Genomic DNA, 12718 nt, shown 5'->3' with positions numbered 1-12718 from the left:
GGGCGGGGCTTGCGGCCGACCACCGTTACAGCGCCAGCACCTGCCGGAATTCGGATGCGGTACGGATACGGAGCAATTCCTCCATCGTATGCAGCCGGACCTGCCTGACCAGATGGGCGATCAAGTCCAGATACTCCTTGGTATGATCTGGCGGGATAGCCACGGCCAAAATGAGGTGCACCAACATGCCGTTCCCGAAGGGAATGCCCTGTAGCGACAGACCGGCTGCGAGCACAGGGGCCGTGACCGTGGTGGTGCGAGCGTGAGGGAATGCCACCCCCGCTTCCGTGGCAGTGGAGGATCGTGCTTCCCGGTTAAGCACTTGCTGGATCAAAACGGGGAGGTCCTGGACGCAGAAATGATGCTGCAAGCTCAAGAGAGTGTCCCTGATCGCAGTGGGAGCATCCGTGGACACGAGCCATACCGGCGGTGGCAGGCTCGCGATGACCTCGGGGGACAAGGAGGTTGGGGGAGGCATGAGCGGCCTCCCATTTTAGATGCCTTTTTCCAGTCTGTCGAGACCGCTTGGCGGATGATGAATGAGTGCCGGGTCTGGGCGGTCTCGACAGGTGTGACGTGAGCGAAGTGGGCGAAAGGCTCAGCCCTTCCGATCCACCTGGATACGCACCGGAATGGGCACAGCTTCATCCACCAGCGATGACACGGCCACTGGCGGAGTCTGCCGGTACTCTTCCCGCCGTCGGTTCCGCTCCAGGGTGGTGGCCATGGCGCTGGAGACAGCGAGGGGGAAAAGGATCAATACGGGTTCAATGCGAGTGATGGTCATGACCCGAAACGGCATGGTGCCATCACAGATGAGCCCCACCATGCCGAATGCCAGCAAAGCCAGCCAGACGGCATCGCCAGAGCGCCACCAGACGGACCACGCCCGTTCCAGCCCCAGTCCCAGCACCGCAAAGAGCCAGACAGCCCCCAGAAGACCGCTGTGGTAAAACGTGGAGGCATACATGCTGTGCGCGTGGAAGGCCAGCGAACCGGCCTCTTCTGGGGGGAGAGATTCGGCAGCCCAGAGACCATGTCCAAGAAACACATGGGCCGGCTCCACCATGCGCTTGCTGATGGCGCTGTAGATGGCCATGCGGCCAGAGTCACCCCGTTTGACGAGGTCCACCACTGGGCCGAGGGGGCCCGTGCTTGCCCCAATCAGACCCGTGCCGTAGAACATCGCCACCAAGATGAGGGGCGCAGCCAGAAGCCAGCGTTTGTATTTTGGGCCAGTAAGGACCATGACCAGCGTTCCCCCCACGGTTGCGATCATGGCGCTGCGGCTGGCAGAATAGAAGACCCCGGCCATAAGAATGAGCGAGGTGGCCCACCAGACCCAGAAGCCCCTTTTTGTTTCTGCACGCCGGGCCAAGCCCAATGACAACACACCGGCGAAGCCGCAGGAAAGCCCTGTGAGCACGGGGTTTAACCCGTCCGAGTACACCAGCACGTTCTTGAACCGCTCGACCGGGAAAACGGCCTGCCGGATGCCATAGTGCACGATGAAGCTCAAAAGCGTGGCGGCGGCGGCCACTACAACCACGGTCTTGAGCATGCGGGAGAGGCGGAACTTGCGGCGGGCGATGGCCAGTGTCGGGATGGCAAAGAATGCCGCGAGCAGCACCAGATTCAAAAGCGCGGCCAGAACCTGCCAGCGATCTGGAAGGGGATCATCCAGCATGAGGATGGAGGTCACGAGCATGACTGCGGCTCCCCCCAACACCACCGCAGGAAGGGGCTGGGAGACCAGGATGTGGCCCACCCGCTTCCGGTAAGATACCAAGAGGGGTAGCACGCCAAGCGCTGCGAACCAGGCAATCTGTAGCTCTCCGTAACGGAACACGAAGAATCCTGCCATGAATCCCACGAGGGCCAGCCAGAGGAAAAACGAGCGATGCTGACGCAACCACAACCGCAATGGTGTCCAGAGAGGAGGGGGAAACGACATCATGCTGAAGGGAAAGACGCCGAACTCATGGTAGCAAAATTTGTGCCTCGTCTGGAGCAACAGGCAAGATGGCGAAAGTGTCGCTTTCGTTACCCGTTGACTCTGAGACGCGGATTGCCAGCGAGCGGAGGTCCCGTCCGGGCTCTGGGGTGTTTGGCAGCGTTAAGATGGTCAAAGAGGAGCCTACTCAGGCCAGTTCTCCTGGATCATACCATGCATCTCAGCCCTGGCTTCAGAGTATTTTGGATCACCTGCCAGATTACGAGTCTGTTGGGGGTCGCCTTCCATGTCATACAGTTGCACGCCATCCGCCCCATTTTTGCCCCACTCGATATAGCGGTACATAAAGGTTCGCACGGCGTAGCCGGTCATTTTGCCCCGCCGCACTTCTGTGAAGGCGGCAGACTTGACGGAAACCGCCGTGCCGTCCAGCAGGGGAGCAAGGCTTTTGCCATCAAGGTAAGCGGGGGCTTGGAGCGCAAACAGATCTGCCAGCGTGGGATAGAGGTCGAGCAGTTCCGTGGGCGTCTCGATCGCTGTGCCATTGCGGGCTGCGCCTGGTGCGGAGATGATGAAAGGCACCCGGGCAGACTGCTCAAAGAGGCTTTGCTTTTGCCACATCCCGTATTCTCCCAAGTGGTAGCCGTGGTCGCTGGTGAACACGATGACGGTGTTCTTGGCCAGGTCCAGGCGTTCCACTGCGTCCAGCAGCCGCCCCACCTGGGCATCCATGTAGCTGGTGGCGGCATAGTACGCCTGGATGGCCTCTTGGCGTTGCTGGTCGGTCATCTCCTGTTCATTCTTCTTCGTGGTGATGGCTGGCTTGGGAGTTTGTTCCGCGAACCCTGCCGGGGTGGAGGGTAGGGGGATCTGGTCCAGGGGATACAGGTCGAAGTATTTCTTCGGTGCCACATAGGGCGTATGGGGGCGGTAGAAGCCCACGGCCAGGAAGAATGGCTTGTCCTTGTGGGCCTCCAGAAGTTTGATGCCTTCTGCCGCCCCAATGCCATCGGTGTGTTCTCCCCGGTCGTTCGCGACGGAGAGCCAGCTCAAGGTGCCCCCGAATCGACCCGAACCCTTGGCGTTGGGGGGCGCGATGGTGTGAATCTCGTCTTCCACCTCCTTGTCCACCCCACGGGGATTGATGACTTGCTGCCAGGATGGTGGATCGTCCAGCCCACTGGTGCCGATCTCGCCGGGTACGCCGTAGTGGTATAGCTTGCCCACCCGGGCGGTAAAGAAGCCAGCGTTTTTGAACAATTGAGGCAGTGTCACCGTGTCAGGAAACTTGTCCCGGAAGTGAGGATGCACGTTGGGTTCATCTGTATTCGCCTTTCTCCCCGGATTGATCAGGACGCCGGTGGCGGTGGGCTTTCGCCCGGTGAGCAGGGAAGTCCGGCTCGGGCTGCACAGGGGAAACTGGCAATACGTCGTCTCGAATCGGACGCCCTGTTTGGCCAGCCGGTCAATGTTGGGGGATTTCACCAGAGGATGCCCATAGCATCCCAGCGAAGTGTTTAAGTCGTCCGCCATGATGAGGAGCACGTTGCGCGGCTTGTCTGCCGCTGACGCGGCGACAGTGGCTGCACAGAAAAGGATGACAAGCGAAGCAGAAAATTTCATTCGCCCCAGAACGAAACGGGCAGGTGAATCTTGCGGTTTTGGTTTAGCAGCTGGAGATTCCATGGTGTTTATGAAAGTGGAGTGCAACGTCAGGGCGACGATGTGAGCGAGGAGTAGCCGTCCGCCAGATTTTTCCACATCCCGCTTGCTCACTCGTGAGAGGTTATTCTAAGGTGTTGCGTCGCAGTTTGGCGACAGGGTGACGGTTGGCGTCATTCTCTAGCAATCTCAACCTTCAGTCTATCCACCATGGAAATCGTCAGCTTCGTTCTCATCGGTATCGGGTTCATCATCTCCGTCATCTACGGTATTAAACTGCTCATCTTGGCCTTTCAGAAATCCGTGCTCTGGGGGTTGGGCTCCATCTTTATCCCGTTTGTGGGCTTGGTGTTTGTGATCATGCATTGGGCTGAGGCCAAGGGTCCCTTCCTCAAGTCATTGCTTGCGATTCCCTTCTTCATTGGCGGAATCGCGCTTGGTGCCGGGAGCCTGCCACAACAGTCGGCTTATTAGTTATCCGTCCAGGATTTTTGCCCGTCAGAGCTTGCGCCGTCTCTGGCGGGTAAATCCCTGTGGTACAGGTAAGACTTTTCGCTGGTTCCATCAGAGTTCATTCGCCTCGTGCGATTTTCCTGCTGTGGGAGGTGAGGAAAGTGCATTCTGCATGTTTTTTGTTTTGAGCGGTAGCGAGCCCTTTCTCACAATCGCTTCACGCTGAGCGATGGGATTTTGTGGCGGGGTGTTGGTATGTCCTGTGCCCTTGGGCTGGCATGCTTTTCTTCAATTTCCCCAAGCGGCCTGCTGCGGTTCCCTCCACTTGTGAGTGTGGCACCATCGTCTTTTTCGAGAACACCGTTTGTGTCGGATGCGGACGGTTGCTGGGGTATGTGCCGGAGACGGGGAGGGTCCATTCGTTCACGCAAGATGCTTCTTCAGGAAACTACCGGAGCGGCGACGCTGCGCTGAAACAGCGGCGCTACCGCGCTTGCGAGCACCGCGGCGGTGTTCTCGGCTGCAACTGGATGATTCCTGCCGGGGAATCGGTCAACCAATGCCAGTCTTGCTTGCTTACCCGCACCTACCCAGACATCAACATCTCCGGTAATGATGCCAAATGGGCCCAGGCGGAGGCCGCCAAGCGGCGGGTGGCTTCGCAGCTGCAGCGGTTGGGCATACCTCTGGTGTCCCAGTTGGTGGCTCCAGAAGGGGTGTGCTTCGATTTTCTGCAAACGGCCCCTGGCGAGGCCCCCGTCATCACCGGGCATGAGAACGGCGTCATCACCTTGAACGTGGATGAGGCCGACGCCGCTTCTCGCGAACGGGTCAGGCAGCAGTTGGGGGAGGAGTTTCGGACTTTGGCGGGACACATGCGCCATGAACTGGCCCACTACTACTGGGACGTGCTGGCTTCAGACCCCACGTGGCTGGCTGGGTTCAGGGAGCGCTTCGGAGACGAGCAAGTGGACTACGGTGGCAGTCTCACTGAGTACTACGGAGGCGGGGCGAGGCTCGACTGGAACCAGGATTGCATCACCCCCTATGCATCCGCGCACCCCTGGGAAGACTGGGCGGAGACCTTTGCGCATTTCCTCCACCTCCATGAAGGCGTGCATGTGGCGCGCACTTATGGGCTGGAAGGCGGACAGTTGCCGTTCGCGATTCAGAAATTTGATCTCAAGGTACTGGGCACGCGAGTGCCCAAGCGGGAGGCGCGCTTCTTCCTGGAGGATATCAATGCGTGGGTGAAGCTCAGTCTGCTGACCAACGAGATGTCTCGAGCGCTGGGGCACCCCAATTCCTATCCCTTCGTGCTCAATGGCCCGGTGGTGGGGAAGCTGTGGTTTGTGCGACAGAGCATCTCCGTCATTGCTGAGCGATTGAATGGAGCGGGCCAGACGGCCTGGCGAGAAGCTGCCTGACTATTCACAGGGTGGGCAGCGGTGGGGCTCAGGCTCAGATTACCTGCGGGCGGTGCCGATTGTACTGAATAGCGTTTGACGGCAGGGTCTGGCATCGCTCATTTGCGGTCGTTTCTTGCATGAAGCTGACCCGATCTCTTGCCCTAGGAAGATTCGCCTCCGGGGAGTTTCTCCGCCGTGTTGTATTGTGTCTGGGGTTGGTGTTGCTTTCCGGGGGCGGAATGTTGCAGGCCCAGGCCTATCGAGGAGGCACCCAGACGGGGCCGTCCTTCGATGACATCCCGGTCATCATCTACCGCATGGTCATCCTGGAGAGCCGGCGTCCGCTTGTCGAACATGGCGCGCAGCTTTCTGAAGCAGATTTTTCCACCCGGTTGCAGCAGTGGCGTACGGGGGGCTCTGTCGATGTGGTGGTGGACAAGGGGTTCATCCTTCCTGAAGGCGCCCAAGCCATAGATCCGAATTTCAGTGGTGCGGGCGGGCGGGCTCTCATGATGGGAACCCAGGACAACCGGTCTCCTGGCCCGGCGATCCGCCTAAAGTCCAGCCGTTCGGCAGATGGATTCCATTCCGAGGTGAAGCTCAGCATTTGGGCGATGTCGGGCCATTCACTCAAGGACAGCCTCGCCACATTGGACAATCCCGCGATGGTGGCCGGCTCGGCTCCTGTGAGCAGCTTGGGGCCCAAACTCACCGAAGTGCCCTGCCAGCAGGGTCCAGAAGTGCAGCATGCCTGGAATAGTGCGTTGCAGACGGTGACGGCCCTGGTGTGCCAGTCAGGTGCAGGGTCAGGGCGCTACTGTACAGTCTTCCTGAATCCCATTTCCTCCCGGCCATCATGGATCGATCAGCCCGGATTGCCCAAGCAGTACAAGTCAGCCGACTTGCGGATGGTCGGGGGAGCGGTGCCCTCAAGCACTTTCTGGAGCTATATCAAGAACACCCGGCCGGACATCATCCGTCCCAAGGTGATGGGGGGAGGTATCCTGGAGCTTTTTTGGAGCGATGCCGAATGGCAGACCTTCACGGATCTGACCAAGCAGGCGGGCACCGCTTGGGCCAACCTGCCGGATGCCCGGCTCTCGGCGGAAAAACCTTCCATCAAGCTGAACTCCCCGCAGATGAACGTCAGTATTTCCCTCGCCAGCGAGCTGCCGTCGCAAGGCTATTTGCTGAAGTTGGACTGCCCCACCATGACCTCTGAGAGCGGCGGCACGAAGGTCACTGGAGACCAGTTTGGCATCTCACTTCCGGCATTGTGTGAATCTCATCAACATCGGTGGACAGTCTTCGCCCGACTGGCTGGCAACGTGACCTATCTGCTTGCATTTCGACCACAGTTTGAGGAAGCGGCAAATGTTGAACCTTCCCGTGCTGTTGCGGTTGCAGATGCTCCGCCCGCGGGCATGTCCACCGCCCCAGCAATCCCCGCTCCGGCACCCGTGGCCCCGCTGCCCGAGCCCAAAGGTCCCCCCCCGCTTCCTGAGGCTCCTCCCATGGCTCCGGTGCCAGCCGCTCAAGCGCTCCAGCTCTATGTAGGAGAGTGGCAGGGCACGATCTATGGTCGCCCCAACGCTCGCATGCGCCTCAGCTGCATGTGGGATGAAAAGCGGCAGGAACTGACCCGTGATACCAAGATCGACATGGAGCCAGGCTATTCCCGGCCCATCCTGAACACCACGATCTTGAGCCGTGATCCGGTGACCGGGGCCTTCAAGTCACGCATGGTGCCCACCACCAGGACGCCTCCGGCGATCGCCGATGGTGAATGGGATGCCATCAAGCGGACCTTCACGTGGAGCTCAGTGGACAAGCGCACCGGCAGCCGCATGGTCACTACAGCCATGTTCCCTCTGGAGGGGGTGATGGAGTGGCGTCAGGTTCTCACCCACTCAAGTGGTGAAGAGGCGATCAACGAGGGTGGGCGGAGTGTGCGGATCAAGCGCTAACGGCTCAGCAGGTGCGATGGAGTGGTGGCAGAACACGTCCTTGCGGCATTGCGCTTTGCATTTGACGACAGGAACGGGAACCCGTTCTGTGTTAACTGTAGCTTATCCATAACTTCCATGATTTCTCCGTGTCGCGTCACTCACTCCCATCGCTGGCCGGTCCTTAAAGGTGCAATCTTGGCGGCGGTATGGGGGGGCTTGCAAGTCCAGGAGCCGGTAACTGCGGCAATGGCTCCTGCGGGACCTCCCTCTTATGACGATGTCCCTGTGTTGGTCTGCCGCCTTGTGGTGGTGGAAAGTGCTACCCAACTGGTGGAGAAAGGTGCGCAGTTTAGTGAACCCGCTTTCAACCAGGAACTGGAGCGCTGGCGATCCACGGGCGGTGGCGAAGTGATCGTGGACGAAGGTTTTTTGCTGCCAGTCGGCGCTGGGACGGTGAGCCCTCATTTTGATTCCGCCGGTGGGCAGGTGGTGCCGATGCCTGCGGGGGGCGGCGTGAGGGAGCCGGGGTTGACGTTGCGAATGGTGGCTCAGGCGCATGGGGCGAAGTTCCAGATCGCTGCGGCATTGGGAGCTTGGTGCCCGCCCGGAAAGTCGCTGAAGGAGGGGCTTACCTTGACGCGATTGCTTCGCGCCCCCATGGAAGGACGGACAGCCGGAGTGCTGGCGAGTCTGCAAGGGAGTCAGGCAGGCAAGGAACTGGAGCACCAGTGGGAGACGGGCCTGCAACAAGCCACGGCGGTGTCGGGCCATTTGCTACAGGGGGCAGGGGGGCGACTGCACCACTCGGTTTTCATCCTGCCGGTTGCCAGCCGCCCTTCTTTGGTCGCTCAGCCTGGGCAGCCGGTTCGTTTTCAGGGTGGGAGCCTGCAGGTGGTGGAGGGGCGCGTGCCCAGCTCGCTCTTCTGGCGGGTGGTGAACCATGTGCGTCCGGATCTCTCCCGACCTCCCGCCTATGTGGGTCGGGTCTTGGATCTCTACTGGCCAGACGAAAAGTGGGGACTGCTGGTCAAAACCATGCAAGAAGCGGGCGGTACCTTTTCCAGCCTGCCGACTTTGCCATTGGCGGCCACACCGGAGCCCCAGCGCGTGGTGGGTGGTGCCATGGTTGTGCGCTGGAAGTGGCAAATGCCTCTGCCAAGCGCGGCCTTCACCGTGGAAATAGAAGATCCACTCTCTGATGCTGCGACGAGCGGTGAGCCACTCGTCCGTCACTGCGAATCCCATCAAAGTCGCTGGATTTTGTTTGCCCGGCCCGTTGGCGAAGAGACGAGGCTGATGGCTTTCCGCGCAACTTTCACGGGAGGCGAGATTGTTCCGGTGAAAGCCCTTGCGGTGACTGAGGATGCTGTTGCCAGACCTGCCAAAACCGCTGTTGCGGTCCCGGTGTCACCCCCTGCTGTGACTGCTGCGCCCCGGGCGAGTGCCCAAGGGCCGCTGGACCTCTATGTCGGAGAGTGGTCAGGCACAATCAACGGCCAGGCCAACTCTCGAGTGAAAATGATCTGCAACTGGAATTCGTCACGCACCCAATTGATGCGTGACAGCAGCGTCACGATCGATTCCGCCACGCAGTCACCGGTGTACAGCTCCATGATCATGAAGTTTGATGAGCTGACGGCTAAGTTTCATTCCCAGATCGTGGCGAAGGACACGGACTCGCCAAGCGTGGCAGAGGGAACCTACGACGCCGCGACGAAGACTTTTATCTGGACTGCCACCAATGATCTTACGGGGTACAGCATGGTGACCCGTGCAGTGTTTCCCCGGGATGGTGTCATGGAGTGGACACAATCCGTTCTGGACCGCGAAGGGAATCTGGTCAGCCAGGGGGGCGGGAAGAATGTCCGCCAACGCCGCTAGGCCGCACTGCTCTCCTGCGGGTTCCGCCCAAAGATGAGCAAGTGGTTGTTGAAGGGGGTGCCCTCGTGGAGGGATCTCGCCGAGATCAATTGTAGGCCTGCTTCATGCAGCACTGCTTCCAACTGCCCTTGCTCTGGATAGGAGAGGGGCGGTGATTTCATGAGATTCAGGCGGTTCATGAGCCTGTCTGTCATGAGGGTGACGCGGTAGCGCCAGTGGTCTGCCTTTAAGCCCGTACGAATCACCAGTCGCCCATTGGAGGCCACATGACGGGCTGCGGAGGTAAGCAAGGGGGCCTGAGCATCGGCGGGCAGGTAGTGCAGTACATCCAGGAGACAGACGTGACCGGAGATGTCGGGCCAGGGATCCCGAGCATCCCCCTGATGGAACACAGGGGGGTTGGGCAAGGCCTCGGCGGCCTTCCTCGCCGCAGCGATCTTGTGAGGATCGAAGTCCAACCCATGCAGCGGACCCAGCGCACCGCGTTCGAGGAGATAAAAGCAAAGCAGACCGGTTCCGCAACCCACGTCCAATACAGGCAATGACGAGCCTGCAAGCAGCCCGCCGACCCCTTGGTAGAGCGGATCCATCTGCACCTTCCAGTAGGCAAAGTGACGGTCGAACGGTGTGCCATATCGCCCTGAAATGTTCCGGGCGACCACCTTAAGTGGATGAGCATCCGGCCGCCTCGCCACAAGGGGGGGAGGCGCTGGAGCCGGGGCTGGAGGAAGCGGGGTCAACGAGGGGCGATTATAGCAGATCAGTACCGTAGCTGCCTGACGCTGGGGACTTGAGCCGTGACCGCAGGGCGCTGTCATCCAGTGCCCGGTCAATCACATCCTGCAGGGCACGGGACATCAACTCCCGCAACACAGGAATTGGGGAACCGCTGCCGGGCATGTAGGCCCCCATTTCCCGCTCACCCGAGTAGACACGGCTGAAAAGCACCTGACCGCCCCCAGACCGCACCACGTTCACGCGGATCTTCACATATGCTGCAGGTCTGACGACCTGATCGCAGCGCAATTCGAGGATCTCCCCGGTGATCATGTACGGTGCGGTGGTGTGGGAAACCAACATTTTACGTGCGCTCAAACCGTGCGCGAAAGCGTTCCTCACCAGTTCTGCCACCGGCACATTGGCCATGATGTTTTCGATCGGTGTCCCAATTGGCGTTTTGACGGTTCCCAAATAGTAGGGGTGATCGTTGCGCAAGTCGGCGAAGCGGCCAGCAGCCACGCGACGAGGTCCGACGGGGCCTTGGCTCAGTCCTGGCTGGTAGTCCAGGCTGACCGGCGTCGAAGAGCAGGCGGCGAGGATCAGCGCCATACCGGCACCCATATAGAATCTAAGCAGCGTCGCGGGAAATCTCATAAGAACTAATTACTACGGAGCTTCCTTCCAAGCAACTTTGGAAGTCTTAACAGAAAGCCTAAGAAGAGCCGGGTGAACATCCAGGTGAGCAGCACGTTGTCCCGGTAGTAGTTGAAGTGGGACACTCCGCCTTCGGCTTTGGTGAAATATCGGCACGGAGCGGGGACATTGAGCGGAGGGTGACCTCTCCAAATTAGGCGCATGGCCACCTCCGGGTCGAAGTCAAAGCGGCGGGCCCAGCGGGTCTTTTGCATGACCTGTATGAGCGGTGCTGCAGGATACACGCGAAATCCGAAGAGGCAGTCACCCAAATCTGACATCGTCTCCAGTCGGGCCCACCAGTTCGCGATCCGCCGGCCACGCAGGCGGATGAGGGGGGCGCTGCTGTCGAACTGGGGCAAGCCCAACACGACCGTCTCCGGCTTGCTCTGGGAAGCCTCCATGAATTTCCTGATCGAGCCGGAGGCATGCTGCCCGTCGGCATCCATGGTCAGCACATGGGTGTAGCCTTGGGCCACTGCCTCTGTCGTGCCCTGCAACACGGCCGATCCTTTGCCGGAGTTTACCGGCAGTTTGAGAATCCTGAGGTCGCCTTCGTGCTCGGGCAGGAGCGCCTCCACCGCCTTCTCACTGTCGTCGGTGCTGCCATCCACCACCACCCACACTGGTGACCATTCTTCCAACGCTCCCTTCACCGTCTCCACGAGCTTTGGGCCCGTGTTGAAGGAGGGGATTAGTAGAAGGTGGGTACGGGAGCGTTCTGGCATCGCGCTGTCTTAGCAGGCAAGTTACGCCGTGCAAAGGTTTGCTTGTTTGAGGGCCTGATTGGACAAATCCCTACAAACCGGCGGTGTATTGCGGGGCTTTCATAGCTGGCCTGCGGCATCCTCCTGCCAAAGGCGGGCATCCAAAAATAAGAGCCACCACAATTGATCAGGTCAGTGCAGCAGTTGTAGGAACTACGACTCAGGGCACGCGAAACACCTTCTGAGTCGTGGGGTCCATTGCCAGTGATCCGCTGGAGAGGCCAGTCACGTCCAACTCATTGTAAGGCGGGTAAGGGCTCTTCACGCGACCTGGCTTGGCGGTCTTGGATCCCACCAGCGGTGCGCCTGAGGCGGCCGGGCTTGGCGTGGAGGGTTTCAAGTTTGCGGTGGTGTTCGGCTCGTCTGCGACGGGCTCCTGGCGGCGTGGCTCTGGCGTTGGCGTGCTGTCTGGAGTCATCACGGGCGAGTTGGAAGTCGTGGTGACTGGAGAGTGATTGCCGCTAGCAGGCTTCGAAGGGCTCTCATTTGGTTTTTGACCTGTGGGCGCGTTGTTCTTGGGTGCCTGCGTTTTACCCAGCGATGGAGAAGGCTCCTGGCGGCGGGACGGTGGCTCCGCCGGCTTCTGCCGTGTAGGCGTTGCAGGTTCTGACGGTGGGGACTCGTAGGGAAGATCCTGTTGCGTCCGCGGGCCTGAGCTGGGGCCCTGCCGGCTCATCGGCGGATCATACTCTTCATCAGGGGTAGGGGCGGCATTGGTGCGAGGGCGAGGCGTCGGGCGTTCTGGCTGGCTGTAGTTTTCCCGCTCATATTCGCCGGAGCCACCTGGGATTGGCGGTGGAGCATCCAAATTGTAACGCCGGGGCTGCCGACCTTGTCCTTGCGGTGGATAGGGGGGGCGGGTGGGCGGATACTCGTTGTAGGTGGGCGGTGACTCGTCACGGTCCACCAAACCCTTGAAAAAATTGACGATTCGGGAACCGAGTTTCTCGGGCGGTTGGGAGGGGGCGCGGTCTGCCGCGAGGCTTTGGCTGACAGGTGTGATGAGAAGGGCCGCGGCCACAAAAAGGGGGGTGAGACCGGGCTGAGTGGGCGTTTTCATGACGAAAAAAGGTGGTTCAAATCGACGGAGTTGCAAGTGCTTTGGGAATCCGAAGTTTCCGCCAAGGCGGGGGCTGGTCAGTGCAAATCCAAGATTGGGGGGACGCTTCTGACGAGATATTCCCAAGGTCTATTCACCAGCACATCTGAGCTCCAGCCCCGAAAGGGGTG

The 12718-nt window shown here is 60.1% G+C and carries 11 protein-coding genes; 4 read left to right on the top strand and 7 right to left on the bottom strand.

The window, feature by feature from the left end:
* Window positions 1-25 precede the first annotated feature (25 nt).
* The 3 genes from VSP_RS39865 to VSP_RS22850 all read right to left on the bottom strand — a co-directional run bounded on the left by VSP_RS39865 (window position 26) and on the right by VSP_RS22850 (window position 3577).
* Window positions 26-478 carry a PTS sugar transporter subunit IIA gene (locus VSP_RS39865; RefSeq protein WP_009963609.1) on the bottom strand — a complete coding sequence of 151 codons (453 nt, stop codon included), beginning with the start codon at window positions 476-478 and terminating at the stop codon, window positions 26-28.
* A gap of 120 nt (window positions 479-598) precedes the next feature.
* The gene (locus tag VSP_RS22855; protein ID WP_157211012.1) at window positions 599-1957 is read right to left on the bottom strand and encodes an O-antigen ligase family protein; all 1359 of its coding nucleotides are present in this window, start codon (window positions 1955-1957) and stop codon (window positions 599-601) included.
* A gap of 180 nt (window positions 1958-2137) precedes the next feature.
* Window positions 2138-3577, bottom strand: coding sequence for a sulfatase (locus tag VSP_RS22850; RefSeq protein ID WP_009963607.1), 1440 nt, complete (start codon window positions 3575-3577; stop codon window positions 2138-2140).
* 249 nt (window positions 3578-3826) lie between these two features.
* Here VSP_RS22850 and VSP_RS22845 point away from each other — a divergent pair, with 249 nt between their 5' ends.
* The 4 genes from VSP_RS22845 to VSP_RS22830 all read left to right on the top strand — a co-directional run bounded on the left by VSP_RS22845 (window position 3827) and on the right by VSP_RS22830 (window position 9308).
* The gene (locus VSP_RS22845) at window positions 3827-4090 is read left to right on the top strand and encodes a hypothetical protein (RefSeq protein WP_009963606.1); all 264 of its coding nucleotides are present in this window, start codon (window positions 3827-3829) and stop codon (window positions 4088-4090) included.
* A 257-nt stretch (window positions 4091-4347) separates the two neighbouring features.
* Window positions 4348-5496 (top strand): zinc-binding metallopeptidase family protein, encoded by a 1149-nt coding sequence (locus VSP_RS36895; RefSeq protein ID WP_009963604.1) that lies wholly within the window; start codon window positions 4348-4350, stop codon window positions 5494-5496.
* A 119-nt stretch (window positions 5497-5615) separates the two neighbouring features.
* The gene (locus VSP_RS22835) at window positions 5616-7445 is read left to right on the top strand and encodes a hypothetical protein (protein ID WP_157211010.1); all 1830 of its coding nucleotides are present in this window, start codon (window positions 5616-5618) and stop codon (window positions 7443-7445) included.
* Window positions 7446-7562: 117 nt separating this feature from the next.
* On the top strand, window positions 7563-9308 hold the full coding sequence (locus VSP_RS22830) for a hypothetical protein (RefSeq protein ID WP_157211009.1): 1746 nt from the start codon (window positions 7563-7565) through the stop codon (window positions 9306-9308).
* On the opposite strand, the gene VSP_RS36890 is transcribed toward VSP_RS22830, so the two are convergent.
* The 4 genes from VSP_RS36890 to VSP_RS22810 form a co-directional block, all read right to left on the bottom strand.
* On the bottom strand, window positions 9305-10048 hold the full coding sequence (locus VSP_RS36890) for a class I SAM-dependent methyltransferase (protein ID WP_198141215.1): 744 nt from the start codon (window positions 10046-10048) through the stop codon (window positions 9305-9307). The two genes, VSP_RS22830 and VSP_RS36890, sit on opposite strands and share 4 nt — an antisense overlap.
* Before the next feature lie 10 nt (window positions 10049-10058).
* On the bottom strand, window positions 10059-10682 hold the full coding sequence (locus tag VSP_RS22820) for a YajG family lipoprotein (protein WP_157211008.1): 624 nt from the start codon (window positions 10680-10682) through the stop codon (window positions 10059-10061).
* Window positions 10683-10687: 5 nt separating this feature from the next.
* Window positions 10688-11449, bottom strand: a complete 762-nt coding sequence (locus VSP_RS22815; protein WP_009963600.1) for a glycosyltransferase family 2 protein — start codon at window positions 11447-11449, stop codon at window positions 10688-10690.
* Between the two features lie 199 nt (window positions 11450-11648).
* Window positions 11649-12548 carry a hypothetical protein gene (locus tag VSP_RS22810; protein WP_029190685.1) on the bottom strand — a complete coding sequence of 300 codons (900 nt, stop codon included), beginning with the start codon at window positions 12546-12548 and terminating at the stop codon, window positions 11649-11651.
* Window positions 12549-12718 lie beyond the last annotated feature (170 nt).

Origin of the sequence: Verrucomicrobium spinosum DSM 4136 = JCM 18804 (genome assembly GCF_000172155.1) — a bacterium.
Lineage (GTDB): Bacteria > Verrucomicrobiota > Verrucomicrobiia > Verrucomicrobiales > Verrucomicrobiaceae > Verrucomicrobium > Verrucomicrobium spinosum.
This window is presented reverse-complemented; position numbering and strand designations above follow the sequence as displayed.

Coding starts and splice junctions, on each gene's coding strand:
- VSP_RS39865 (WP_009963609.1), bottom strand. CDS start 478: ATGCCTCCCCCAACCTCCTTGTCCCCCGAGGTCATCGCGAGCCTGCCA.
- VSP_RS22855 (WP_157211012.1), bottom strand. CDS start 1,957: ATGATGTCGTTTCCCCCTCCTCTCTGGACACCATTGCGGTTGTGGTTG.
- VSP_RS22850 (WP_009963607.1), bottom strand. CDS start 3,577: ATGAAATTTTCTGCTTCGCTTGTCATCCTTTTCTGTGCAGCCACTGTC.
- VSP_RS22845 (WP_009963606.1), top strand. CDS start 3,827: ATGGAAATCGTCAGCTTCGTTCTCATCGGTATCGGGTTCATCATCTCC.
- VSP_RS36895 (WP_009963604.1), top strand. CDS start 4,348: ATGCTTTTCTTCAATTTCCCCAAGCGGCCTGCTGCGGTTCCCTCCACT.
- VSP_RS22835 (WP_157211010.1), top strand. CDS start 5,616: ATGAAGCTGACCCGATCTCTTGCCCTAGGAAGATTCGCCTCCGGGGAG.
- VSP_RS22830 (WP_157211009.1), top strand. CDS start 7,563: ATGATTTCTCCGTGTCGCGTCACTCACTCCCATCGCTGGCCGGTCCTT.
- VSP_RS22820 (WP_157211008.1), bottom strand. CDS start 10,682: ATGAGATTTCCCGCGACGCTGCTTAGATTCTATATGGGTGCCGGTATG.
- VSP_RS22815 (WP_009963600.1), bottom strand. CDS start 11,449: ATGCCAGAACGCTCCCGTACCCACCTTCTACTAATCCCCTCCTTCAAC.
- VSP_RS22810 (WP_029190685.1), bottom strand. CDS start 12,548: ATGAAAACGCCCACTCAGCCCGGTCTCACCCCCCTTTTTGTGGCCGCG.